Here is a 25130-nt window from a genome sequence, read left to right as displayed (position 1 = left end):
CTCTTAAAACCATTATTTTCTTATATTGAAAAGTCAAAACAATACGATTAAAAAATTTGAACTTTCTCCTTCTGCAAAGGCAGGAATTATTATTGTCAATATGCAGGATAAAGAAGTGGAAGAACACGATATTTCTAAACCACATCGGGATAATCATTGTCAGTTGATGTTAGCTATAAACGGAACATTTAAGTTAAATATTGATTTTGAAAATGTTGAATTTACTGCACCTGCCCTTCTTTGTGTATTTCCTGACGAAGTGCATCATATTATAGAAGTAAAGAATCCCAAAGGATGGATGATCAGTTTTGATCCGTCACTGGCAGGTAAAGAAGTGCTGCAGCTTTTAGAGAATAAAATCGATAATCCTTTTTTACTTCAAAAAGAGTCTAATTTCTGTCAGCAGCTTACTATTCTGATGGATCTCATTGAAAAAGTACAAGTAGAAAATACAAATCATTATACTCAAAAAAGTATTCATTCTTTACTAAACGCTCTTTTAGGTCGAATTGCCGCAGAACTGGTTTCTAGTTTGTCGCTTAATAAAGAGAAAGAAAATCGCAGTATTATCATTAAGGAATCATTTATAAAACTCACCAAAGAGCATTTCAAAATCTGGAAACAACCTGCTCAATACGCCTCGGCACTTTCTATTTCAGTTGCTCATTTAAATGATACTGTAAAATCATTAACAGGAAGTCCTGTGTCTGTTCATATTCAGGAAGCTTCTATTATGGAAGCCAAAAGATTGCTGTACTTTACAGATAATAGCGTCAGGGAAATTGCTTATGAGGTGGGGTATGACGAACCTGTTTATTTTGGAAAACTTTTTAAAAAAGTAACCAACCACACTCCTCTCGAATTCAGGAAAAAATTCCGTGATTAGGACTATCCTTCCCATCATTGAAACTACTTTAAGCACCATACTACCACTAGCTTTGCATTGTAATTAATACCAAAATTGATATGCAAAACGAAATCAATATCCCTATCATACTCGATGCAGTACGAAAAGTGGGTGATGTCTTTTTAAAAGACTACAAACAAAATCTTATTCCACAAAGTATGGATGAGCTCTTACAGCAATTAGAAGATATCGACACATTGTGCCTGACCTCTTTAAAAGAAGATTTATCTCAGGAATTTCCGGATATACCCTGGCATATTGGAGACGAATTTGATACTGATTCCCAAAGAAATCCGGCTGAACAACAAGAATACTGGCTTTGTGATGCCATGGATGGCGCTATTCAATACCTTCAGCATATTGCAGGATGGACCGTAAATCTGGCGCTAATACGTAATGGAAAACCATACTTTTCTGTAATTTATGATCCTTTGGCCAATGAAATGTTTTGGGCAAGAGAGGGCGAAGGTGCTTTTATGAACGGCAAATTACTAGAGCTTAGTCGTAAAACAGATTTGGCCATTATGCTGGCTGTTTTTGAATACGGGCATCAGGATAAATCAAACAATACATTAAATGAAAAAATTGGCGCTACCGTTACCAAACTGCTGAGCAATTTTGGAATAGTCCGAAATTACGGTCCACACGGACTGCAATTGGCTTATGTTGGTGCGGGAAGAATTGATTTGTTTGTTCAGGAAGATCTCGATACTTATAACTGGATTGCAGGGCTGCTTATTGCGAAAGAAGCCGGTGCCGAAATCCTGACCACAGCCGGAAATCCCTGGAAATGGGGAAGCGAAAGCCTGCTCGTTGCGCAAAAAAGTACTACTGAAAAATATCTACAAATGAAATTAACAAACTAAAATGAATATCGCAATTATAGGAGCCGGAGCAGGAATTGGACTGGAATCTGTTACACTGGCGCTTAAAAAAGGGCACATGGTAACGGCGTTGTCAACTCGCACGGATCAGATTCCAAATCATCCCAATCTCATCAAAATCCAAGGCAGTGCTACATCACCAACAGACTTAAAAAATACGATTAAAAGTGCTGATGCTGTACTTATAACCGTTGGAACAAAAAATAAAAAAGCAACTACGCTATTTTCTGACATTGCCAATACACTGGTAAAGGTTAGTAATGAGTTAAATTTCGCTTCACCGGTGTTGGTTATTACCGGTTTTGGGGCAGGAGAAAGTAAAAAATACGTAAGCTTTTTTATGAAAACCGTGATTTCTTTATTTTTAAAAGATCAATATGCCAATAAAACCATAATGGAAGAAATAATCACTAAAAGCGCTGTGAAATGGGAAATCATAAGACCCGGAATGCTTACAAACAGAGGTGCAACCTCAACTTATAAAGCTATAACCGGACTTCAAAAAGGAATGAAAGTGGGAAAGATTTCAAGAGCCGATGTCGCTCAGTTTTTAATTAATGAGGCCGAAAATCCAAAAATGCTGTATCAATATGTTGCCTTAACGAATTAATAGAGTTATCATTTAACCGAAAATATTCACAAGGATTGAAGCAAAGTCCGCAAAGTTTTTTAGCCGCAGATTAAAGGAATTAACACTGATTTTAAAATCATTTTAATCCTTTCAATCTGCGGCTAACTTTTTTATAATCCTTGTAACTGCTATTAAATCAAACCTTTTTATAAAGATTTACTTTTAAAAACGATTAATTTTTCTCTTGTCATATCATTTATAGTATAGGATATCCCTCCCATTCCAAGACCTGAAGCATCTCTTCCGCCAAACGGCATCCAGTCTACCCTAAAAGCGGTATTGTCATTCACCATAACAGCGGTGGCATTTAGTTTTTTGGCAGCCTCCAAAGCAATATCTATGTTTTTTGTAAAAACAGCCGCTTGAAAATGTACCTCTAAAGCATTTGCTTTTTGTATTGCTTCTTCCCGATTTGTAAAAGGATAAATACATACAACAGGACCAAAAATTTCATTCGTGGATACTTTAGCATCTTCTGACGGATTCAACAAAACCGTTGGCTGAAAACAGGTTTCAGAAATTCTTTTTCCACCTGTAATTAATTTTGCTCCGCCTGCGATAGCTTCGTCAACCCATTCTTCTACACGGTTGACTTCTTTTGGCGTAATCAAGGAACCAACATCTGTATTTTTATCAAACGGATTTCCCACAATTAATTTACTGGTTGCTTCAGAAAATTGTTCAACAAAACGGTCACAAATTTCCTGATTCACGTAAATTTTCTGCACCGAAACACAAACCTGGCCCGCGTGATAAAAACCACCTTTTACCAAATCAGGAATCATTTCGCTAAAATCAGCATCTCTTTCTACAATTACCGGTGCTGCCCCGCCATGTTCTAAAGCGCATCGGGTCCCCGGAGTTAATTTACTTTTTAAAGACCAGCCTACTTTTGCTGAACCAATAAAAGAGAAAAAGTGAACCCTTGAATCTGTAACTAACAATTCAGCAGTTTCATTGTCACACAATACCACTTGCAGCCATCCTTTTGGTAAACCCGCTTCCTTTAAAATATCAGCCAGTGCAAGACCTGATAATGGCGTATTGCTTGATGGTTTAAATATTACGGGGCAACCAGCTGCAACAGCTGTAGCAATTTGGTGTACCGCTAAATTTAATGGGTGATTGAACGCACTTACAGCAGCAACGACACCAATAGGTTCTTTTGAAGTAAAAGCAATTCGGTTTAAAGAAGCTTCTGTAAGTCCCATTGGGATTTGCTCGCCTTTTATTTGTGAAATGTGCTCCGCTGCTAATTTTACTCCTTTTATAGCTCTTAGTATTTCTGCTTTTGAGTCTTTATAGGGTTTTCCGCCTTCGCTAATGGCCAAATGGATCAATTCTTCGCTCCTGTCCTTCATTATCGAAGCTGCTTTTTCTAATATTTCAATTCTTTTAAAAGCCGGAATCCAATTAGACGAATCATTAAATAAATGCTGCGCAGTATTCAATATGGTATCAATATCACTTTTATTGATAAGCGGTAACTCTTTTACCGGGCTTAGATCGTATGGGAATATAATTTTTGTGGTCTTTTCCATAATATTTTCTTTTTAATAGATGAGCGTAAAAACCATCTTATTACTATTTGAAGTCATTTGCTCATGATTTGTTCCTTAAATTTAGTCAAATTATGAATGATTACAAGCCCTGATTTTACAATATTGAAAATTAATACTCTATTGGTGTTGTTAAAATGATTTCTCTGTTTTCTAATAAAGGAACAATTTTTCCGAAAACTAACTCCTGAAAATGTTTTGAATTTCGATGTTCTGTAATAGCTAATTCATTCGTGTATCCTTCAAATAATAGTATCGTATTTATATCTGAATTGCTTTGATGCACTTTATAAAACAAGTTTCCATTTTCCCTGATGCTTTCATCATGAACTGATTTCAGCAAATTTAAAACGTTTTCAATCTGACCTTCTTTTACTTTCCATGTAGCAAAAACATGAACTGGATTTTGATTTTCCATTTTGATTTTTTTATGATTAAATTTCTGTTTTACTAATAAATTATATTGACCTTCATCTTTATTTTTGAAGAAGGCCAATACAATGAAGAGATTACTTTTTAGAAGATTCTAAAATAACAATCATTTTCTCAGCTACACCTTTTGCAGAAGCAGGATTTTGTCCTGTAACTAAGTTACCATCGGCAATACTGTGAGCAGACCAGTTTGCGGCAGCATGAAATTTAGCTCCCTGTTTCGTTAATGCAGTTTCTAATAAGAAAGGCACATCCGCAATAGCGTAACCTTTTTCTTCTTCATCTGTAAAAGAAGTAATGTTTTTACCGTTTACTAAATAAGTCTCGTTGCTTAGTTTTACATTTAATAAAGATACCGGACCGTGACACACTGCTCCCACAACTGCATTTCGTTCATAAGTTTCTTTAATGACTTTTTTCAGAAGCTGATTTTCCGGCATATCGACCATAGGCGCTAATCCACCCGGTACAAAAACGGCATCGTATTTACTTACATCAACAGTAGATAATTTTACCGCTTTTTGCATCGTTTCCCATCCTTTTCCGGTTAGAAACGCCAGGTTAGCAGGATCATTTGCTAAACTAAGAGCGTCTAAATAAGGTGTGTCTCCGGTTAAGCTCGCAAAATCTATTTGGTAATTTGCTTTTTCAAATTCTGCATAAGGATGCGCTACTTCGGGTAGAAATGTTCCTGTTCTTCTGTTGTTGGGTCCAATTGCATTGGCATTAGATACAATAATTAAAATTTTCTTGTTCATTTTTGTTTCATTTTTAGGAGTTGTTGTTTGTTTTACTGTTATGTTCTCTTTTTGATTTTGTGCATGAGAAGAAAAAAAGGCAAGTGCCGCTGTTAGAATCATAAGTTTTTTCATGGCTATAATTTTTAGGTTGTTATGAATTATGTACAGGGCAAATTTATGCCCGCTCTACTCCTCAATACGAGGAGCAAAGTCACAAAAAAAGTGTGACGGGAATCACACTCTGAAAATTAAACGGGTATCTTATTTATTACCGGAGTAAAGCCTGCTAAGGGTTTCGCGGCTAACTCCGAGATATTCGGCAATGTATTTCTTGGGTATTTTTTGCATGAGTTTCGGATAAAGATCTGCAAATTCTTTATAACGCTGCTGCGGATTATTGGAAAGTAATGAAATAACCCTTTGCTGAAGCGCAATATAACCTTTGGTAAGTTTTACTCTAAAAAAATGTTCCATTTTATGAAGGGCAACCGAGAGTTGTTCCCTGCCATCAAGTGTAAGGCACAAAACTTCTCCTGCCTCCATACACAAGACATTCATATTGGCCTGCTTTTGATTGAAATAAGCAATATAATCAGACATCCACCAATTTTCTGTAGCGAATTGCACGATGTGTTCTTTACCATCTTCATCCAGATAAAAAACCCGGAAAATACCGCTCATAATGATGTATTCATATTTAGCATCATCACCTTGCTGAATTAAATATTGATTCTTTAACACCTTTCTTATTGTAAAAAAAGGTTTAATCGATTCAAACTCTTCATCACTAACCGGTATGATTTCTTCAATATGTTTTCTAAGCTTTTCCATAGTTTGTTTTTACCTTTCAAAGATAGAAAGATTTATAGTATTGCTGCAAAATTCATCTTTTCGCTTCTGTTTTATAATTACTGATGTTCTTTTTTAACAGCAAAACTTCTTATTTCAGCAAAAAAAATACACAAGTAAAAAGTAGTTACTCTTTTGCCTGTGTACTTTTATAGATTTGTAAAAGTTGGCGTTTATTCCACTAACTGACTAACCTGAATATTTCCAATAAGTTTAACATCTTCACCCAATCCAAGACCACCTGAATCTGTGATTTTATTCCATGTCATACCAAATTCTTTTCGGTTAACTATTCCGGTTACTTCAAATCCATGTTTTATATTGCCTTGCCCATCCTTTTCAGCTCCTCCATATTCTACATCTAATTCAATTGGCCTGGTTACACCTTTTAAAGTTAAATTTCCAGCCATTTTATAATCATTACCGCCATTGTTTACAAACGACGCAGACTCAAAAGTAATTTGCGGATAGGTGTCTGCATCAAAAAAGTCACCGTTCTTTAAATGTTCATCACGTTGCGGCTGATTGGTATCAATACTTTTTACATCAAGTGCAATAGCAACTTTTGCATTGGTAAAATCTGTTCCTTCGGTAATTATATTTCCCTCAAATTTTCTAAATGAACCGGTTACAGTAGAAATTACTAAATGCTTAATTTTAAAAAAAACCTCGGAATGCAGCGGGTCTATTACCCATGTTGTCTTGTTTGTCATAATTCTTTTTTAAATGTTTATTTATCTAAACAAAATTATCTAAATTCGCTATATAAAATATAGTAGTTACCTTTAAGTAAGTAGTTACCTCCAGGTGAGTGTTTTTAAATTAAACAATTATGAGTCAAAAAGATGATGTTTGCCAATATCGATTGCTGGTTGCAAGAGATACTTTAGAAGTAATTCAGGGAAAATGGCGTTTGCCCATAATTATTTCATTAACTCATGGCAACAAGCGCTTTGGGGAAATACAGCGTGATATTTCAGATATTTCGCCAAAAATGCTATCACAGGAACTAAAAGCTTTGGAAACAAATAAAATTATTACCCGCACGCTTTATGACAGCATGCCGGTAACGGTAGAATATTCGCTTACCCCTTTGGGCATGACTATGCGAAAATTATTAGAAGAAATTCTAAATTGGGGCGTTCTTTTTAGGAAAGAAATTTTAGAAAAATAGTCTGAGTGCGGGTATAAAAAATATTACTTTAAAGAGTACTTTTTTCAGAGTAGGAAAGGTATAATTACCCATTTCCTGAATTGCTGTAATTATTGAGAAGGCAGGTCATTGGACTATTTTAGACAAAAAGAAAAATACGGCCCCTTTACAGAATACCGTATTTTGTCAAACTAATTCAAATTCACTTTTTATAAACTTGCTTTTACTTCACCGCAAGTCAGCATATTTTTTGGATAATACGGGTTTTTGATTTCCTTACTATCACTCAGCCACATGGCACTGGTCATTGGGCAAACCTGTAAATACAATGCAGCATCAGCAGCTTTAAATTTTGGTGCTAAATCCCAAAATTTAACAGAAAGCAACTGAACAATTTTGCGCTGTTTATTAATATTTTTAGTTGCTGCAACCTGAGCTACAAGATCTATAATTTCTTTTCTTTTTGTAGTAGCCTCATTCATTTGTTCAAGACTTAACTTTTTAAACCTGAAATCCTTTAAAGATTGCTGCAATGCAGTTGCATTTTTGACAACTGCCAGACTATCAGAAATTATAAGATTGTTTTTTAAAGCCAGATAATTTTTGGTAATTTCTTTTTTTTGTGCTTCGCGTTTTTCTACTAATTCGGGAGCTACTTCTTCCTTAGATGTTAACTGGGCTTGTGCCAAAGTGCCTAAGAAAATGAATACTATAACGAATAAATTTTTCATATTGTGGTTTTATTTATTTTTGAAATTATCTTGTCTAATTCGATCAGAATATTTTCGAAATGTTCTTTGTTTAATCCTGTTGCAGTATTCATAAGCTTTGTGACATCTGTTTTTAGTTTTAAAAGATGCTGCTTGGCATATAATGTTACATCACTGCGTTGTGCTGTAGTTAAAGCTTTACCAGGTTCTAATTCTTTAGGCACCAGCAATAAGTTTAGTTTTTCAACATAGCTGCGTTGCAGGCTTCGTCTGTAATAATCTAATTTTTCATTACCGCTAAAGTTTATCCATACAGTTTGCTGTAAGTCATTTAAAAACTCAGGAACGGTGTAAGCTCCTTCAAATTGCATCGCTTTAAGACTGATATTGTAAAGCATACCGGAACTTAATAACATATTTAATACCTGATTTTGCTGATCTGATATTTCATCTGCTGTTTTTAAATTTATAAGCTGACTAATATCCTGAGGATACATCCAAAGAGGAGCCACAAATAGTTGTCGCCCTATGTAATCTACTGCCGCTTTTACTTTGGCTTTAGGAACAGGCTGATATACCAAACCTTTTTCATCAACAGTTCTTTTGGTTACGTAGTTGTTGCCAATATTTTTTAGCACATGATACAGGTATAAACCATATTGCTTCACAACTGCTTTATGCATATCTGATAAATTATCATAAGAATCGTTAGGCTCGTAAGTCCATTGAATAAGATTTGGCACTACCCGCTTTAAATTTTTAATTCCGTAATCACTGGCAAGAACGGCATCATCTCCAAGGTCTTCTGTCTGGCTTCGGGGATCTTCGTCTTTTCCTTCTCCTCCAAACCATAATTTGGGATTGGCGGTCAAACTATCAGTAGTAAGTTTGCTGAGTATTTTTTCTTCTTCAAACTCATCTTTAGCTTTAGAAAAATAGGTATACCCCCACTTAACAGCCCATTTGTCGTACATCCCGATACGCGGATAAATACCTTCCGGACTAATATTGTCTTCTGGCTGTGCAACATAATTTAAACGGGCATAATCCATTATAGAAACGGTATGACCATTTGCTTCAACCCATTTTTTATCTCTTAGTTTTTCTACCGGAGTAGCACTACTCGCTCCCATGTTGTGGCGTAAACCAATGGTATGCCCTATTTCATGAGAAGAAACAAACCGGATTAATTGTCCCATTACTTCATCATCTAAGTGCATTTTTCTGGCTCTGGCATCTAAAGGTCCTACCTGGATCATATACCATTTTTGCACTAATTTCATCACATTATGATACCATCCTACATGACTCTCGATGATTTCTCCGCTTCTTGGATCGCTCACTCTTGGTCCGTAAGCATTAGGAGTTTCTGAAGCATAATATCGCACTACGGAATACCTAGCATCTTCCAGACTCATCGTTTTATCGTCTTCCGGCCATTCCTTACCCACAATAGCATTTTTAAAACCGGCGGCTTCAAAAGCTTTTTGCCAGTCGTTGATTCCTGCAATTAAGTAAGGTCTCCATTTTTTGGGCGTTGCAGGATCAATGTAATAGACAATTTGTTTTTTGGGTTCAACCAATTCGCCATTTAAATATTTCTTAATGTCTTTGTCTTTTGGCTCCAAACGGTAACGCTGAATAATGAACTTCGTTTGGGCACGCTGTGCATCATCATCAAATAAAACATATTTATTTGCAAAATAACCCACTCTTTCATCAGCAAAACGTTTGCGCATTGGCGTTTTTGGCAGCAGTACAATCGAGGTATTTAAGCGCAATGTCACACTACCGCTACTTGCTGTAGTTTGTGTGTATGTTTTTGTGGTTTTTACCTCAATGTTAATGGGATATGTATCTATATTCTCAATGAAAGATTTATCATCTGCAAGAGAGGTTAGTTTTTTTTCTGTTTTCTCCTGACTCCCCAAAGAGAACATTGCGTTATCTTTCTTAAAAGCATCTGTTACGTCAATGACAACATTTCCGTTTACAGGATTGATTGTTTTTATTGGAAAAGCTGCAACAATAGGATTTTCGTTGCTACCTGCTAATGCTTTTGCCAGCATCGATTCTGCGTTTCGAACATCTTGTTTGTACTGCAATGACCTTAAAAAAACCGTATTATTAGCTCCTTTTTCAAAGTAAATAGTTTGCTCATTGGCTTTTTCACCACCAAAACTGCCCATACCTTCCGGAGTCGAAAGATATCTGGTAACGACTATCATGTATCTATTAAACAAACTATCCGGAATTTGAAAATAAAACTTCGTATCGACCTGACTCACTGTAAAAAGACCTGATTTATTTTTAGCCCCCTCTTTGATAATTTTATCATAGGGCTGTAAACCTTTAGGTTGTGTACTGGTACTATCTGCTTTCTTTTCTACCGGAGTTTGTGAAAAACCATGCTGGTTTCCGGCAGCCAGCATGATTATTAATATAAATAATTTCTTCATCAGGATTAAAATGGAAGTTTTTCGTTTGTATTCAGTGTAAGCTTTGGATTTTTTGTTAGAACAGATAAAGGAAATGGCACAATGTACAATCTCGAGTCAGGTTGCAACGTATACGTTTTTTGCGGAACGGTTTTGTTTACGATTGGAAATACTCTGGTAATTGTTTTTGCATAATCCGGTTCATTGTTTAATCTCTTCAGATCAAAAAAGCGATTAAATCCTAATAATAACTCTTTTCTGCGTTCGTTTACAACAAGGTTCATCGTTTCTTTTCTGGTGGCCGGAACGGCTAAATTTACTGTACCGGATAAAATTCGTTTTGCTCTTAATTTATTTAAAACAGCTACAGCTTCAGAATATTTGTCTTCTCTTGCATAACATTCAGCCAGCATTAAATAGACTTCGGTTGTTTTCATTCCAACTGTAGAATAAAAGTATTTCGTATAAACAGTTGCCCAATACGCTGTATTTGAGCCCTGATCCAGATTTGTTGTGCTGGTAGTATTGAAAAACAGATTAAAACGTGCATCGTTTGTACCAAATAAAGTTCTTAGCTCCGGACTTATGATATTTTGATAGGCAAAGTTCATCTCATTGTACCCCGTCATGTACATATAGCTAAGTACTTCTACATTGTTTGCTGCTGGTACCGCAACTACGTTTGGTCCGCCTTGTGCATTATAAGCCACCATATCAAATATTTGACTGTTGTAACTTAGTGATTTTTCTGCAGCGGCCTGAGCACTTGCAATTTCACGTTTAAACAAATGAACTTTTGCTTTAAATGCCCATGCGAATGCAAGTGAAGGATGGTAAACATCAAGCGGTTTTTCCTGAAGATATGGTAATGCATCGTCTATATCCTTCTGAATAAAATCATAAACTTGTGCAACTGTAGATTTTGATGGCTGTGCCTCTAAATCAAATTTATCCATAATGCAGATGCCTCCATCAGTACTTGCCGTTTGCGGATCATACCCTTTTGCATACGTATTTACCAGCAAAAAGTGATCGTATGCTCTGTAAATTTTGGCTTCTGCTTTGGCTAATTGCTTTATAGCTTCTTCTCCTTTGCTATTATCAACTAGCGAAATAATAGTGTTCCATCTGTTAATATAGGTGTACGCCTGGTTATAAAAGCTTGAACTTGTCAATAAGGAAACCCGATCGGTACTTTCATCAAAAGTAAAATTTATGATATCGATGTTTGGTGTTTTTCCTATTACGTTGGCTTCTTTCATCCATTGATCGTCTACCAGGTATTGAAAATTATTAATAGGATAACCTCTGTTTGGCAGCGATACCATTTCATGAAATTGTGCAGCAGTTTCGATAACTAAAGCACCTTTTGGTGTAATGTCTGTGTAATCTTCGCAAGATGATACCGTTAACATCATCAGCGTAAGCAGTGTAATATATATATGTTTCATTTTTTTAAAGAGTTAGATTAAATCCTAACAAATATGTTTTAGGAAGTGGCAAATTGCGTGTACCTGAGTTCGCAGAATAAACCTCAGGATCAATATGATTTCCTGCTGCACTCCAATACCAGATATTATTCATTTGAAAAGTAAATTTAGCCGATGCTATTTTCATTTTATTCGCAAAAGTTTTTGGTAAATTATAGCCTAATGAAATATTTCTAAGTTTGATGTAATCCCCATCAACAACATTTACATCTGAATTTCTCCATTGTGTACTGATGGTTCCTGCATAGTTTCTAACACTTTCGTCTAAATCTACAAAGAGACGGGTATTACTATTTGGATTCGAATCTGTATAACGATCTGCAATGCCAGAAAGATTTACTGCATCAGAACTCATATCGATAGTTTCTTTTCGCATTACATTTCCGCCAGAGAAAACAAACAACATATTCAAATCAAATTGTTTATACGAAAATCGTTGTGACAATGAACCGGTATAAGTTGGTGTCAGGCTTCCCATATTCACTAAAGCATCAGGGTTGGTAACGGTTTTTACTGTTGTAGAAATGGGATTGCCATTGGCATCAAAAGTGATCGACGGATTACCGTTTTCATCTAAAATATAAGGATATCCGTTAGTTGTTCCTCCATATTTATAAGCATATAAACTGTTATATCCTTCATTTTCCAGAAAATAATCTATTGGTGAACTAATATACACAGCAGCGGTTGATTGAGCTCTGGTAACTTTTTTAACGGTAGTCCTGTTAAAACCAAAAATGACATTGGAACCAATTTTAAAATTACCGTTATTGTACCAGTCAGAACCAATACTAAATTCAACTCCCCTGTTCAGCAAAGCACCTGCATTAATTTTTCTGGTCAATGCACCAACCGTAGGATCTAAATCGGTTGTTGCCAATAAATCTGAACTGTATTTATTATAAATATCAATACTACCATTTAATTTACCACGAAAAAGACTGTAATCTACACCAAAATTGGTCGTCTTCGTTTTCTCCCATCTTAACATTGGATTGGGTTGTGCTGAAATATTAATGTATTGCAGGGATTGGTATAAATTATCATTTTTCCTTGTAGCCGTTACATAAGGAGTTGTAGATTGATCTATGTTTCCGTTAATACCATAAGTAGCTCTAAGTTTTAGTGCGGTAACCCATTTTATTTCTTTCATAAAATCTTCATTGCTGGCATTCCATCCTAAACCTGCCGACCATAAAGGGCGGTTTTTATATTTAGGATCTACTCCAAACAAATCTGCTCTGTCTACTCTGTAACTTCCCGTTATGTTATATTTAGACAAAAAAGTATAGTTTAAAGTACTAAAAACCGAAAAATAACGGTGTAAAATTTCTGTTTGCGTTCTGGATCCGGCTGCTAAAGTTCGGTTGTTTCCATAAATGTAGCTGGCAACTCCTGTCTGACTAAGTGCAAGGCTATTGATTACGGCAGAAGTAAGTGTAACAGGATCATAACCATATCTTATCTGCTCAATATTTCGGGGAACATTTGTTTCTCTCATTTCAAAACCAGCTGCTGCATTAATAGAGTGTTTGCCGTCACCAAACTCCTGGGCATAATCTAGTTGGTTTCTAAAAGTATAACTGCTAACCTGATTGCTTATTTGTTTGTACCGGCCTCCGGCAGAAAAGCCATCAACATAAGTATAAGCATTCGTAGTCGCATTATAACCTGTTAAAGCATTAATAGCATAACGCATTTTATAAGAATTGATATCGTTATATTGCTCGTTATCATTTCTTGTTACTTCGTATTGAAATTGTGTGTTATAGCTTATCCCTTTCCACAATTTAGCCCGTATATTTCCAAAAGCTCTTAAGCTTAATGATTTTTCATTTGTAATACCTTCCTGAAGTGCGTTTAAAACATTAAAAGTAACCGGTTTGAAACCACTTAAACTATTAATTTTTGCCGCTACAGCAGGGTTAATAACGCCACCAGATGTAAAACCATCGCTAATCCCAACAAATGGTGATAATACGAGATTTCCATTATCATCCGTAATGCGTTCGTATCTTTTCTGGATATCATAAGTACCAAAACTAGCATCGGTAACGTCTTCATTTCTTAACGTTCCATTTACCCCAACAGTTGCTTCTAACCAGTTATTGACCTGAAAACTGCTTTTTGCATACAGATTAAATGAGTTATTAGTGTTGTACTTAATACGATCTTTTGACTGGTCGTAATTTAATGATACATACGTATTTTGCTTTCTTGTACTCCCTGAAAAGGTTACGTTGTAACGTTGCCTAAATTCATCCTGCCAAACGTTATCACGATATTCTTTATTATAGTCGTTCTTTCTCCATTGGGCAATCGTGGTGTTGTAGTCTGAATTGTTAATTTTTCCCTCTTCCAAATCCCTGTTGAGCTGGTAAAGCGGACTATAATATTTCATACTACTGTTTCCAATATCTCCGTAAGTGTTGAACATACTCGTAGTATTGGCATATCTCGCCCGCTCCCTATTATATACTGCTTGTTCAAAATCGATCAACTCGCCTGTAGAAGCATAATTCATATCCCTTAAATTGGGTTTTGTCGAAATAAAGAAATCAGAATTTACAGTTACTTTTAAATTACCATTTCCTTTTTTAGTAATTAAGACAATAATACCGTTTGCAGCTCTTGAACCATAAATAGAAGCTGCTGCAGCATCTTTAAGAACATTTACACTTTCAATATCATAAGGATTGATTTCGTCCAGCGTCAATTCGGTTGGCAAACCATCTATTACAATAAGCGGACTGAAGCCAACGGAATTAGAAAAAGTACCCATACCTCGTAAAATAGGTTTATCTGCTGCTGAACCCGTCACATTTTTTTGAAACATTAACCCTGCAACACGACCTTCTAATGCACTTGATAAATCGGCATTGATATTTTCGTTTAAGACTTTTTCATCCACTTTAGCAATTGCGCCGGTAGATTGCACTCTTGAAAGTGTTTGATAACCTGTTACTACAACTTCTTTCATTGCAGAAACTTTGTCTTCTACCACTAGTGACATGCTATTACGTCCGCCAATAGCGAAAGATTTTTTTTCAATAGTCAATCCGGAGACTTCAATAATACCATCTGCCGGGACATCATAAAGGGTAAAACTCCCGTCAAAATCGGTTACAGTGGTTTTGTTAGTACCGGTGATCAGAACAACTACACCCGGAAATGGTTCATTTTTGCTGTTTACTACTTTTCCGATTATATCGGTTAATCCGTTTCCCAACTTCTCCTCCTTTAAAGCTGTCACCACAATTGTCTGATTGGCAAGTGTGTACTTTAAATTTTGAGCATTAAAAATTTGTTTTAAAGTTTCTTTTAAAGAAGAATTCTTAACATTAATAGTTACAGAATTCGAGTTTTTAAGCAAATTTTGATTGTAAAAAACTTCGTAATTGGCTTGTTTTGCCACTTCTTTCAGTACCGTTTCAAGTGGTGCATCTTTAAAATTAATGGTGATATTCTGTGCGTGCCCTTTATAACTGCAAAGCAGCATAAGTAAAATGCTCAACATCCATAAATGAGCAGGAAAATGAAGCCCCGGAATCTTTTTTCCGGGTTTTTTGTAAGGTTTTTTTGGTTGTAAATTAAATTTCATACATTTACATTTGGTTATAGTTAAACAATAGGTGGACAAACTTATACTGGCTATGAACTTTTTAACAACCAGAGGCATCGCAACTGCTTCTGGTTTTTTAGTTTATAATCTCAATATAATCGGGTAAATCTAAAAATCAGGGATAGACAATAATCGTTTTTCCTTCGACCTTAAATTTTATATTGCTAAGCTCAAGTACTTTTAATACTTCAGACAAATTTTTATTCATGAATGTACCGCCGTTAAACCTTACATCGGAGACATCGCCGCGATATTCTACTTTTATTCCGTACCAGCGCTCCAATTGTTTCATGACTGTTTTCAGATCTGCATTATCAAATTTGAAACGGCCATTTTTCCAGGCAATAGTGGCTTCTGTATCGACTTCTTTAATTTTAATTTTATTCAGGTTGTCCGCTACATTAGATTGTTCTCCCGGTTTTAAAATTGCTTTTTGATTTTTATAAGTAACCGCCACACTTCCTTCTAACAAAGTTGTTTTTATGACCGGTTCATTATTATAAGCATGTACGTTAAAATGAGTTCCAAGGACTTCAATAGACTGAGCGCCAGATTTTACGATAAAAGGTTTGTTTTTATTTTTGGCTACTTCAAAATAAGCTTCTCCTTCTAACTCCACCACTCTTTGGTTTCCATTAAACTGAGTTGGATATTTAATAGAAGAAACGGTATTTAGGTATACTTTGGTTCCGTCTGCCAGAACAATATTATACTGTCCTCCTGTTGGTGTTGAAAGGGTGTTGAAGGAATCGGCATCGTCTTTTGAAGCATCCGCATTTGGATTTATAATATAGGTGATAACGCCATTGGCTCCCATTTTAATAGTGACTTCATCTTCTTCACCTTCTTTGGCAATTGTATCTTTTGCTGAAATATCAGCCAGAATAATTTGCTTTCCATTTGAAAGTGTCAGGATTCCTCGATTTCCTCCGGGAGCAATTTCCTGTGGTTTTTCGACCACCTGAATTACGGGCTGTTTTGGTTTTGTCAGATAAAACAGTCCCGTACCCAGTACCAAGGCGATAGATGCGGCAACAGCAACACGCGGCCAGATACGGATTACTTTGGTCTCCTGCTGTAAAGGCAACTTCGATTTTAGCAATTCGTAACTGTCTTGCAGTTCATGCTCACTAAGTTGCAGGTTGCTTGTAGAAGCCTGATGCAAATACCACGAATCTAATTTGTCCTTATCTTCATGAGATAAAGTACCTTTCCGGTATTGTTTCAGCAATGCTAAGATTTCAGTTTCATTCATAATTACAACACGAAATTTTGTCCCGTTTTAAGTAAGACAGTTAGACATAACTTTTGTCATAGGCAAATGACAAAAAAAATTAAAAAAAATATTATTACATCGTTAATAAATCCGGAGTAATATTATTTACTATTTATTAATGAGGATGTTAGGAGTAAATTATAGTATAAAAATTAACACAAAGCAGTACTTTAATTTACCAAATAAAAACATGCAACAAAGACCTGAGTTTTTCGCGTAGTATTTTTAGCGAATTATAGACCTGCTGTTTTGCTGTTTTATCTGTAATATTTAACTGAAGAGCAATTTCATCATAGGAAAGTTCTTCTACCTTTCTTAAAAGAAAAACTTCCCGCATTTTTCCCGGAAGTAAAGAAATTTCTTTCGCAATAATAGCTTCCAACTCTTCCTCTCTCAGGTTAGAATCAGCTAAGGCATAATCATTTTCGATAAAGTTTGAAATGGAGTCTGCATATCGCGAGACCACTTTTTCGTGCGCGATATGATTTAGTATTCGGTTTTTTGTTGCTTTGTATAAATAAGAAGAAAGAGATCCGGTAAGTGTTATCTCAGAACGTTTATTCCAAATTGATAAGAATACTTCCTGAACTACATCGTTTGCTTCATCCCGATTGCCAAGCATCTTATAAGCATGATTCAGCAGGATTTTAGAATATCTTTCAAAAATTTCTGTATACGCTAACTGATCATCTTCCTGAAGAAGATTTACTAAAATATGATCAGCATATTTGCTATAAACAGACATGAATTAAACGGAGTGAGGATCAAAAACGCAATATTAAACATTTTTTATGTTAAAAACTAAAAGATGATTCAGATCGAAAAAAAATGCAGTTGTTTATAAACAGTATTTCTCAGATACCCAAGCGTTAGAAATGAGATGAAATATTTCAAATCCATGATCTGAATAGTACCCAAATTAAAGAGAGAATATGCGATGGCTGGAACTGATATTCCGGGCATATTACAGCTTTAAAATATAAGACCTCTTTATTTTATACCCAGTAAGGCAAAAAGCTCTTCTTTTTTATTTTGGGCTATCGAGATCGATTTGCCGTTAATGAGTTCAACGGTACCTCCGTTAATGCTTCGTACTGCTTCTAAATTTAGGATAAATGATCGCTGGACACGAAAAAAGTTGGGCTGGTTTAGAATTTCATCCATTGACTTAAGGGTAAGTTGTGTCATATAAGATGCGTCAGAAATAACGATTTTTAAATAATCGCCCTGAGATTCCACATAAAGAATTTCACTGAGTAAAATTTTTATTAGTTTTCCTTCTGATTTAACGAATATTTTATCTGTAAATGGTTGTTGAATCGCCGGAATATGAGAAGCCGAAATACGTTCTTTTGCCCTGTTAACAGCTTTTAAAAAACGGTCAAAACGAACCGGTTTAATCAAATAGTCTGTTACACCCGCTTCAAAACCGTCTAAAGCAAAATCACGATGGGCTGTAATAAAAATGACCAGCGGCGGATGCAATAAGGAACGCAGTAATTCCATTCCGTTGATTTTGGGCATCTGAATATCACTAAATACAAGATCTACGCTGTTGTCCTGCAAATAAGCCAATGCTTCAACAGGATCTCCAAATGAGGCAACAAGATTTAAAAAAGGAATATCACCAACAAAAGTTTCAATAACCTCTCTGCCAATTGGTTCGTCATCAATAACAATGCAAGCTAGTTTTTCCATTTTTTTATAAATCTATTTTTAAATTGACCGTAAATTTGTTTTCCAGATTTTCAATTGTTAACTGGTGCTTATCAGGATATAGAAGCTGCAGTCGTTTAGAAGCATTACTAATTCCAATTCCGCCAAATTCTTTATTCGTTACTTCTTTCTCCCTATCATTTTCAAGATGGAAATAAAATACATGGTCCACAACTTTTATTGCCAAATATATAAATTGTTCTTCATGGCTCTTTAACCCATATTTAAATGCATTTTCGATAAAAGTAAAAGTAAGAAGCGGTGCAATGAAAAAGCCAAATAACGTTTTTTCTTCAGGAAAATGAACCTGAATATTTTTACCTGCAACATATCTCATTCTTTCCAGTTCAATATAATTTTTAATAAAATCCAGCTCCTTGCCTAATGCCACTTTTTCATTATTCGATTCATACAGCGTATAGCTCATAATATCAGAAAGGTTCAAAATAACTTCAGGCGCACAATCGTCTTTTCTGATCGAAAGTCCGTAAAGATTATTTAAGGTATTAAAGAGAAAATGCGGGTTGAGCTGAGCGGTTAGAAATTTTTTTTCAATATTGATATTCTGAATCTCCAATGCCGCTTTTTGATTCTGAATTTTCAGCGTTCTGTTGTAAAGCCTGGAAATTTCAAAAAGAATTTTAACGAAAAAGAAAGGTGACAAAATCGAGATAATGATAAAGCTTTGCGAAATCATTCTTCTTATCGAAACTGCCTGTTCAAAAGTTTGATCAGCGCTCATTTTTATAGCGCCTTTAAGTTCTCCTGCCAGTATTTCGAATCCAAGTGAATGGTACAATAGTGAGATAAAATAGGTGACCGCAATCCAGACAAAAATACATACCGGAAAAGTAATGAGCAGCAATAGTATTATCCTGACACCACTTCCTGAAAAAATCTTTGGCAGGAATGCATAGAAAAACAGGTAAAACACAATCGTATTAACCGCTGCCATTCTAAGTGTTAGCAGCAAAGCATTAAAATAAGTAAGCTGATAAGCGAGAACATAACTCTGAAATAACAATAAAGAAAATCCCAGCCACATTGTGATATGAAGCAAAATCCGATTTTTTCCTTTGTAAAACTGATCAAAATTTAATTCAGCTATCTTATTGGTCAAATAGCTCGTAAAAACTGGCGTGTCCTGCATTTAATGTATTTAATAGAAGCAAATTCAAAGATAGTTTTTTTGAATTTGCTTCTTAATTTTTAACTATAATATTCTAATAATTGCATTCATTACATTAATACAATTGTGCCCAAGAACGGAATAAATAAGGCTGCCGGAAAATTTTCTAAGAATCCCGAGACTTAAAGAAGATATTAAAGTAAGATAAAGTATGGTAATCATATCAACTTTAAACTGATGATCCTCTGTCAAAATTGCTCCGTGCGCAACACCAAATAAAATAGTTACGATAATAAAACCCCATCCCAATCGAATTCCTTTAAAGTTCCATTTTGGTTCAAATGCTTTATCGAGAAGCCATAAGCCAATACCCCTAAATGTAATTTCTTCTGCCAGACCGGGCATAGTCGACTGAAAGACAAAAGTTTCCAAATCAAAATTGCCTCCTTTTGGAAATAAAGCCCACTTAAAAACAAAATCAAAAAGTAAGAACCCAAGAAAAAACAAAATACCAAATTTCAATTGCTTTCTTGTATTGATCTTTGTTGTAAAGCCAATTTCTTCGCGATCTTTTTTATTCAGTGAAAAAATGATAGACAACGATAGAACCAGGCATAAAAATTTACCGGTCCAGGCATATTGCAATCCTATAGATTCTAAGGATATAAATTGCCTGCTAAAATGCTGTATGTAACAATCTGCTAAAAAGTACAGAATGAAAAAAACAAGAAATTTCAGGTTTACTTTTTTGCTTGTAATAAAGGCTGAAAAAATAAGAGGAAGGATTAATAAAACCCAGATAAGTGGTGTTAATAGTGACATAGTGATTAATTTTCTTCAAAAGTATCCTTCCCATGCATCAGTTGAAAAAGCTACCGATGAAAACGCCATTTCTACCGATAAAATAGTCTTTTTAAATACGTCTTAAATTTTCGAAGAGAAATTTCAATCTTAAAAATACAGCTACCTGGTTATTAAATGTTTTTATTAGAATCCATAGTCTTTTATTCCTATTTAGTACTTAAAAGATCACTCATTCCCTCTACTTCATTTTTAAAAATTTATCTTACAAATGAACATTATAGTTGTTCTGATGTATTTTTTACACCTAAAAAAGTATCATAATAAAGCCTTAAAGTGAACTATTAGTCACGTCATAATTCATCATTTTTCTCTAACTTAGCACAGTAGATCTTAAAGTATAAGATTAAACAAACTTTGTTTTTTGCAAACAACTGAATGAAAAAGCATTACTGTTTTTTTTCTTACTTTTTTGCAAAAGCATCTTTCTAATAATTTTAGTGAATTGAAAACTATGAACAAATTTGATTTTGGAATTGTAGGGCTCGGTGTAATGGGCCGTAACTTACTTTTAAATATCGCGAGCCATAACTTTGCGGCAGCGGGTTTAGACTTAGATACTGAAAAAGTTAACTCTCTGCAACAAGAAGCTGATCCTGACCATACAATTGAAGCCACAACAGATGTTAAACATTTTGTAGAGCTAATTCAACAACCAAGAGCTATTATGCTGCTGGTTCCTGCCGGAAAGCCTGTTGACAGCGCCATAGCAAGTTTACTTCCTCATTTGGATCAGGGGGATATTATAATTGATGGCGGTAACACTTACTTCACCGATACAGACAGAAGATTTCTGGAATTATCGGCTAAGGGAATTCATTTCTTTGGAATGGGGATTTCCGGAGGTGAAAAAGGTGCGAGATTTGGTCCTGCCATGATGCCCGGCGGAGATCAGAAAGCATACGAAAGACTTCGCCCTATTTTTGAAGCTATTGCAGCAAAAGTAGACGGAGAACCTTGTGTCGAGTATCTAGGAAACGGATCTGCCGGTAACTATGTCAAAATGGTACACAACGGAATTGAATACGGAATCATGCAATTGATCTCTGAGATATATGACCTGATGAAAAGAGGGTATAATCTGGATGAAAATACGATTCAGAAAACTTTTGAAGAATGGAACCAAACCAATGATCTTAAATCGTATCTGATCGAAATTACAGGAAAAATACTGAAGCAAAAAGAGGAAGACGGAAGCCTGCTGATCAATAAAATTTCGGATTGGGCAAAATCTAAAGGAACAGGAAAATGGACTTCCCAAAATGCAATGGATCTGCAAGTTCCGATTCCAACTATCGATGCAGCAGTTTTTATGCGCGATATGTCGAAAACAAAACCGGAGAGAATTGAAGCCGCTGCTAAATTAACCTGGAATACCAACGAAACTGAGGTGAATGCAAGCGAAGCAATTGCGGCCTTAAAATCAGCTTTATATTTTTCTATTGTAGTAACGTATGCACAAGGATTAGCACAGCTTCATACCGCTTCTAAAGAATACAATTACGGATTAAATTTAGAAACGGTTGCCAAAATATGGCGCGGAGGCTGTATTATTCGCGCTCATGCTTTAGAAGATTTCAGAAAAGCATTTGCCGTAAAAGCAGATTTGCCCAACTTACTTTTAGATTCCGGAATTGCCTCAAAATTAACAGAGAACCAGACAGGGATAAGAGCAGTGATTCAATTTGCGGTTCAAAAAGGACTGCCGGTAGCAGGGCTAATGAATTCGTTAGCCTATTTTGATGCGTACAGATCTGAAAATCTTCCAACAAATCTAATTCAGGCACAGCGTGATTATTTTGGAGCACATACCTACGAACGTATTGATACCGCTGGTGTTTTTCACACCCAATGGTCTGAATAAGGAACTTTAAGCAACACAACACACAAAAATGAGTAAGTTCAAAAATATAAATCCAACAATCATTGTTATTTTTGGAGGAACCGGAGACCTGGCAAAGAGAAAACTCTTTCCTGCCTTTCAAAATCTATACCTTGACGGCCGTATGTCTGAAAAATTTCAGATTATCGCACTGGGAAGAGCCGAAAAAAGCGACGAAGAGTTCCGCAGCTATGTCTTAGAAAATCTGGAAACATTTTCACGAAAAAAAGGTCTTTCAGATCCGGAAACTGAAAAGTTTCTTTCTCACATCACCTATCAAAGCCTTGATATTGATAAAGAAGAATCTTATGAAAGATTAAATCAGAAAATAAACGGTATTGATCAGGAGTTTGGAGAACGTGCCAATCGTCTTTTTTACCTATCCATTACCCCTTCTTTCATCACTACAATATCGAATAATATTAAGAAAATCGGCCTTGCTGCCCATGCGAAGCAGGATCGTATTATTATTGAAAAACCTTTTGGTTACGATAAAGCTTCTGCGATTGAACTTAATGCGATGCTTTCTCAGACCTTTAAAGAGGAACAGATTTACAGAATCGACCATTATTTAGGTAAAGAAACCGTTCAGAACATTCTTGCTTTCCGTTTTGGAAATTCGATGTTTGAACCTTTATGGAGCCGTAATTTCATCGACTTTGTACAAATTACAGTAGCAGAAGAAGTAGGCGTCGAAGAACGTGGCGGCTTTTATGAAGGCGTTGGTGCATTAAAAGATATGATTCAGAACCATTTGCTTCAAATTTTATGCATGACAGCTATGGAGGCACCGGCTTCATTAGAAGCAGATGATATCCGAAACCGTAAAGCAGATGTCTTAAAATCTATTCGCCGCATCAAACCGGATGAAGTGGATCACTATATCGTAAGAGGTCAGTACGATGCAGGCACCATAAAAGGAAAACCGGTTCCGGGATATCGTCAGGACAAAGGAATTGCTCCGGATTCTAATACCGAAACCTATGTGGCGATGAAAATTTACCTGGATAACTGGAGATGGCAGGGAATTCCGTTTTATTTACGCACCGGAAAAAGAATGGAAGAAAAGCAGTCTTCTATTATCATTCAGTTTAAACCGGTTCCCCATTCCGCATTTTCTTACGGAAAAGAAGGTATGACACCCAACAGGCTTATTATTAATATTCAGCCTGCCATGGATATCAAGTTACAGTTTATGACCAAAAAACCAGGTCTGTCACTTTCTTTGAGGCCGGCAGAAATGGTATTTGATTATTTCGCCTGCTCGACAATGTCGCCCGAAGCTTATGAAACACTCATTGCTGATGCCCTGGCAGGAGATCCTACCCTATTCATGAGATGGGATCAGGTAGAACAAGCCTGGGATGCTATTGATACCATTCAGCAGGTATGGAAAACGACCGCGCCAAGTAATTTCCCTAACTACAACGCCGGAAGCTGGGGACCTGAAGAAGCTGACGAATTATTGGCACGCCAGGGACATGCCTGGATTCCAAACACACAAAGTACGATAAAAGAAGAAATTTTAGATGATACAGATATACAATAATACAGAAGAAATTAATACGGCTGCTGCTAGTCTTTTTGTAGCAGCTGCGCAAAAAGCAATTGCTGAAAAGGGTAAATTTACAGCCGTACTTACAGGAGGTTCATCTCCTGCCGGAATTTACAAATTATTAGCTTCTGACGCATACAAAACTAAAATTGACTGGAGTAAAGTTTTTATATTCTGGGGCGACGAACGCTGGGTCCCGTTAAATGATGAACTGAGTAATGCAAAAATGTCTTATGCTACATTATTAAGCCACGTTCCAATTCCGGCGGATCATATTTTTGAAATGTATAAGGATGGAGTTACACCTGAGGATTTTGCCGTTACTTATGAGCAGTCTATTAGAAAAGTCCTTGGCGATGAAGGAAAATTTGACCTTATCTTATTAGGAATGGGAGATGACGGACATACAGCCTCACTTTTCCCGGGTCAGGCAGTATTGGACGAACAAAATAAATGGGTTGCTGCCTACTATCTTGAACCTCAAAAAATGCACCGCATTACGCTTACTGCACCACTCATAAACAAAGCTGAAAAAATAATCGTAGTAGCTTTTGGAGCGAAAAAAGCACCTGCCCTGAAAGAAGTAACTACAGGAGTTTACAATCCTGCAACTTACCCGATGCAGTTGATCAAACCGGTTTCCGGAGAATTATTATTTCTTGTAGATAAAAGCGCTGTCGGCACGAATTAAGAAATTGTTTTTATATCACAAAAAAAAAGTTTATACTTCTCAGTATAAACTTTTTTTTGTGATCAGATTACTCTGAAACTATTGACTTTAATGAATCTGTCGAAGTACTAAAAATTTTCTAGTTCAGGTCGTTGAATTCATGTAATGATTTCAATGTACTTTCGTAAAATAAAATGGCAGCAATAAGATTTCCTTTATCTGAATAAGGCATCATTTTTCGCTGAAAATCTACTGTTGTATCTAAGAATGCTGTTGTACCTACTGCCTGATTGTCTAACACTTTCTTGTGTTCAGAATCATCCGGAATACCTAAATCTGCCATAGTAACGCCTGGTTTGGTAACCAAAGCAATGTAAGGTAAGGTTTTAACTAAGACTTTTATACGCTCAATGTATAATTCTAAAAGTTCTCCTTTTTGCATACCACTCAATTCTTTTTGGTCATGGTATTTGCGAATTAGGGCTGTTGTACTGATAATACTTCTTGGGGCATTTTTTGCCTGTGCTGAAATAGCACCAGTGGTCAAGAAGAAAAGGACACTTAGTAAAATAATTTTACTCTTCATTTTGTTAATGTAATTGGTTGTTTATGAAAACAAAAATATA

Annotated in this window: 22 protein-coding genes; 7 read left to right on the top strand and 15 right to left on the bottom strand. The window is 35.8% G+C overall.

Going from position 1 to position 25130, the window contains the following annotated elements; translation table 11 throughout:
• Nucleotides 1–25 precede the first annotated feature (25 nt).
• The 3 genes from ACHRWY_RS00600 (at nucleotide 26) to ACHRWY_RS00590 (ending at nucleotide 2401) form a co-directional block, all read left to right on the top strand.
• Nucleotides 26–886 carry an AraC family transcriptional regulator gene (locus tag ACHRWY_RS00600; RefSeq protein WP_395351498.1) on the top strand — a complete coding sequence of 287 codons (861 nt, stop codon included), beginning with the start codon at nucleotides 26–28 and terminating at the stop codon, nucleotides 884–886.
• Between the two features lie 80 nt (nucleotides 887–966).
• On the top strand, nucleotides 967–1773 hold the full coding sequence (locus ACHRWY_RS00595; RefSeq protein WP_395351496.1) for an inositol monophosphatase family protein: 807 nt from the start codon (nucleotides 967–969) through the stop codon (nucleotides 1771–1773).
• 1 nt (nucleotide 1774) lies between these two features.
• Nucleotides 1775–2401 carry an NAD(P)-dependent oxidoreductase gene (locus ACHRWY_RS00590; RefSeq protein ID WP_395351494.1) on the top strand — a complete coding sequence of 209 codons (627 nt, stop codon included), beginning with the start codon at nucleotides 1775–1777 and terminating at the stop codon, nucleotides 2399–2401.
• A gap of 167 nt (nucleotides 2402–2568) precedes the next feature.
• Here the strand turns inward: ACHRWY_RS00590 and ACHRWY_RS00585 are convergent, their stop codons facing one another.
• The 5 genes from ACHRWY_RS00585 to ACHRWY_RS00565 all read right to left on the bottom strand — a co-directional run bounded on the left by ACHRWY_RS00585 (nucleotide 2569) and on the right by ACHRWY_RS00565 (nucleotide 6715).
• Nucleotides 2569–3963 (bottom strand): aldehyde dehydrogenase family protein, encoded by a 1395-nt coding sequence (locus ACHRWY_RS00585; protein WP_395351492.1) that lies wholly within the window; start codon nucleotides 3961–3963, stop codon nucleotides 2569–2571.
• A 130-nt stretch (nucleotides 3964–4093) separates the two neighbouring features.
• Complete coding sequence (locus ACHRWY_RS00580) at nucleotides 4094–4399, bottom strand: putative quinol monooxygenase (RefSeq protein ID WP_395351490.1); 306 nt, start codon at nucleotides 4397–4399, stop codon at nucleotides 4094–4096.
• 91 nt (nucleotides 4400–4490) lie between these two features.
• Nucleotides 4491–5285, bottom strand: a complete 795-nt coding sequence (locus tag ACHRWY_RS00575; protein WP_395351488.1) for a type 1 glutamine amidotransferase domain-containing protein — start codon at nucleotides 5283–5285, stop codon at nucleotides 4491–4493.
• Between the two features lie 129 nt (nucleotides 5286–5414).
• Nucleotides 5415–5984: a Crp/Fnr family transcriptional regulator gene (locus ACHRWY_RS00570; protein ID WP_395351486.1), complete on the bottom strand. Its 570-nt coding sequence runs from the start codon at nucleotides 5982–5984 to the stop codon at nucleotides 5415–5417.
• A gap of 191 nt (nucleotides 5985–6175) precedes the next feature.
• Complete coding sequence (locus tag ACHRWY_RS00565; RefSeq protein ID WP_395351484.1) at nucleotides 6176–6715, bottom strand: YceI family protein; 540 nt, start codon at nucleotides 6713–6715, stop codon at nucleotides 6176–6178.
• Nucleotides 6716–6834: 119 nt separating this feature from the next.
• Here ACHRWY_RS00565 and ACHRWY_RS00560 point away from each other — a divergent pair, with 119 nt between their 5' ends.
• Nucleotides 6835–7176, top strand: coding sequence for a winged helix-turn-helix transcriptional regulator (locus tag ACHRWY_RS00560; RefSeq protein WP_395351482.1), 342 nt, complete (start codon nucleotides 6835–6837; stop codon nucleotides 7174–7176).
• Nucleotides 7177–7364: 188 nt separating this feature from the next.
• Here the strand turns inward: ACHRWY_RS00560 and ACHRWY_RS00555 are convergent, their stop codons facing one another.
• The 9 genes from ACHRWY_RS00555 to ACHRWY_RS00515 all read right to left on the bottom strand — a co-directional run bounded on the left by ACHRWY_RS00555 (nucleotide 7365) and on the right by ACHRWY_RS00515 (nucleotide 20358).
• Nucleotides 7365–7886 (bottom strand): DUF3347 domain-containing protein, encoded by a 522-nt coding sequence (locus ACHRWY_RS00555; protein ID WP_395351480.1) that lies wholly within the window; start codon nucleotides 7884–7886, stop codon nucleotides 7365–7367.
• Nucleotides 7883–10324 carry a zinc-dependent metalloprotease gene (locus ACHRWY_RS00550; protein ID WP_395351478.1) on the bottom strand — a complete coding sequence of 814 codons (2442 nt, stop codon included), beginning with the start codon at nucleotides 10322–10324 and terminating at the stop codon, nucleotides 7883–7885. Before ACHRWY_RS00550 ends, ACHRWY_RS00555 begins: the two co-directional genes overlap by 4 nt.
• Nucleotides 10325–10329: 5 nt before the next feature.
• Nucleotides 10330–11754 carry a RagB/SusD family nutrient uptake outer membrane protein gene (locus tag ACHRWY_RS00545; RefSeq protein ID WP_395351476.1) on the bottom strand — a complete coding sequence of 475 codons (1425 nt, stop codon included), beginning with the start codon at nucleotides 11752–11754 and terminating at the stop codon, nucleotides 10330–10332.
• Between the two features lie 4 nt (nucleotides 11755–11758).
• Complete coding sequence (locus ACHRWY_RS00540) at nucleotides 11759–15394, bottom strand: SusC/RagA family TonB-linked outer membrane protein (RefSeq protein ID WP_395351474.1); 3636 nt, start codon at nucleotides 15392–15394, stop codon at nucleotides 11759–11761.
• Nucleotides 15395–15530: 136 nt separating this feature from the next.
• Complete coding sequence (locus ACHRWY_RS00535) at nucleotides 15531–16670, bottom strand: FecR family protein (RefSeq protein WP_395351472.1); 1140 nt, start codon at nucleotides 16668–16670, stop codon at nucleotides 15531–15533.
• A 196-nt stretch (nucleotides 16671–16866) separates the two neighbouring features.
• Nucleotides 16867–17436 carry an RNA polymerase sigma factor gene (locus tag ACHRWY_RS00530; RefSeq protein ID WP_395351470.1) on the bottom strand — a complete coding sequence of 190 codons (570 nt, stop codon included), beginning with the start codon at nucleotides 17434–17436 and terminating at the stop codon, nucleotides 16867–16869.
• Nucleotides 17437–17681: 245 nt separating this feature from the next.
• Nucleotides 17682–18389, bottom strand: coding sequence for a LytR/AlgR family response regulator transcription factor (locus ACHRWY_RS00525; RefSeq protein ID WP_395351468.1), 708 nt, complete (start codon nucleotides 18387–18389; stop codon nucleotides 17682–17684).
• A gap of 4 nt (nucleotides 18390–18393) precedes the next feature.
• Nucleotides 18394–19557, bottom strand: coding sequence for a sensor histidine kinase (locus ACHRWY_RS00520; RefSeq protein ID WP_395351466.1), 1164 nt, complete (start codon nucleotides 19555–19557; stop codon nucleotides 18394–18396).
• A 63-nt stretch (nucleotides 19558–19620) separates the two neighbouring features.
• On the bottom strand, nucleotides 19621–20358 hold the full coding sequence (locus ACHRWY_RS00515) for a CPBP family intramembrane glutamic endopeptidase (protein WP_395351464.1): 738 nt from the start codon (nucleotides 20356–20358) through the stop codon (nucleotides 19621–19623).
• Between the two features lie 493 nt (nucleotides 20359–20851).
• Between ACHRWY_RS00515 and gndA the strand changes: the two genes are divergently transcribed.
• The 3 genes from gndA to pgl are packed head-to-tail and all read left to right on the top strand — an operon-like array spanning nucleotide 20852 to nucleotide 24525.
• Nucleotides 20852–22261 (top strand): NADP-dependent phosphogluconate dehydrogenase, encoded by a 1410-nt coding sequence (gndA, locus tag ACHRWY_RS00510; protein ID WP_395351462.1) that lies wholly within the window; start codon nucleotides 20852–20854, stop codon nucleotides 22259–22261.
• 28 nt (nucleotides 22262–22289) lie between these two features.
• Entirely contained in the window at nucleotides 22290–23828 is a 1539-nt protein-coding gene (gene zwf / locus ACHRWY_RS00505; protein WP_395351461.1) for a glucose-6-phosphate dehydrogenase, read from the top strand.
• Complete coding sequence (gene pgl / locus ACHRWY_RS00500; protein ID WP_395351459.1) at nucleotides 23809–24525, top strand: 6-phosphogluconolactonase; 717 nt, start codon at nucleotides 23809–23811, stop codon at nucleotides 24523–24525. Before zwf ends, pgl begins: the two co-directional genes overlap by 20 nt.
• 118 nt (nucleotides 24526–24643) lie before the next feature.
• Here pgl and ACHRWY_RS00495 read toward each other — a convergent pair whose 3' ends face one another.
• Nucleotides 24644–25090 carry a hypothetical protein gene (locus tag ACHRWY_RS00495; protein ID WP_395351457.1) on the bottom strand — a complete coding sequence of 149 codons (447 nt, stop codon included), beginning with the start codon at nucleotides 25088–25090 and terminating at the stop codon, nucleotides 24644–24646.
• Nucleotides 25091–25130: the final 40 nt, after the last annotated feature.

Origin of the sequence: Flavobacterium sp. FlaQc-48, from assembly GCF_044007335.1 — a bacterium.
Lineage (GTDB): Bacteria > Bacteroidota > Bacteroidia > Flavobacteriales > Flavobacteriaceae > Flavobacterium.
This window is presented reverse-complemented; position numbering and strand designations above follow the sequence as displayed.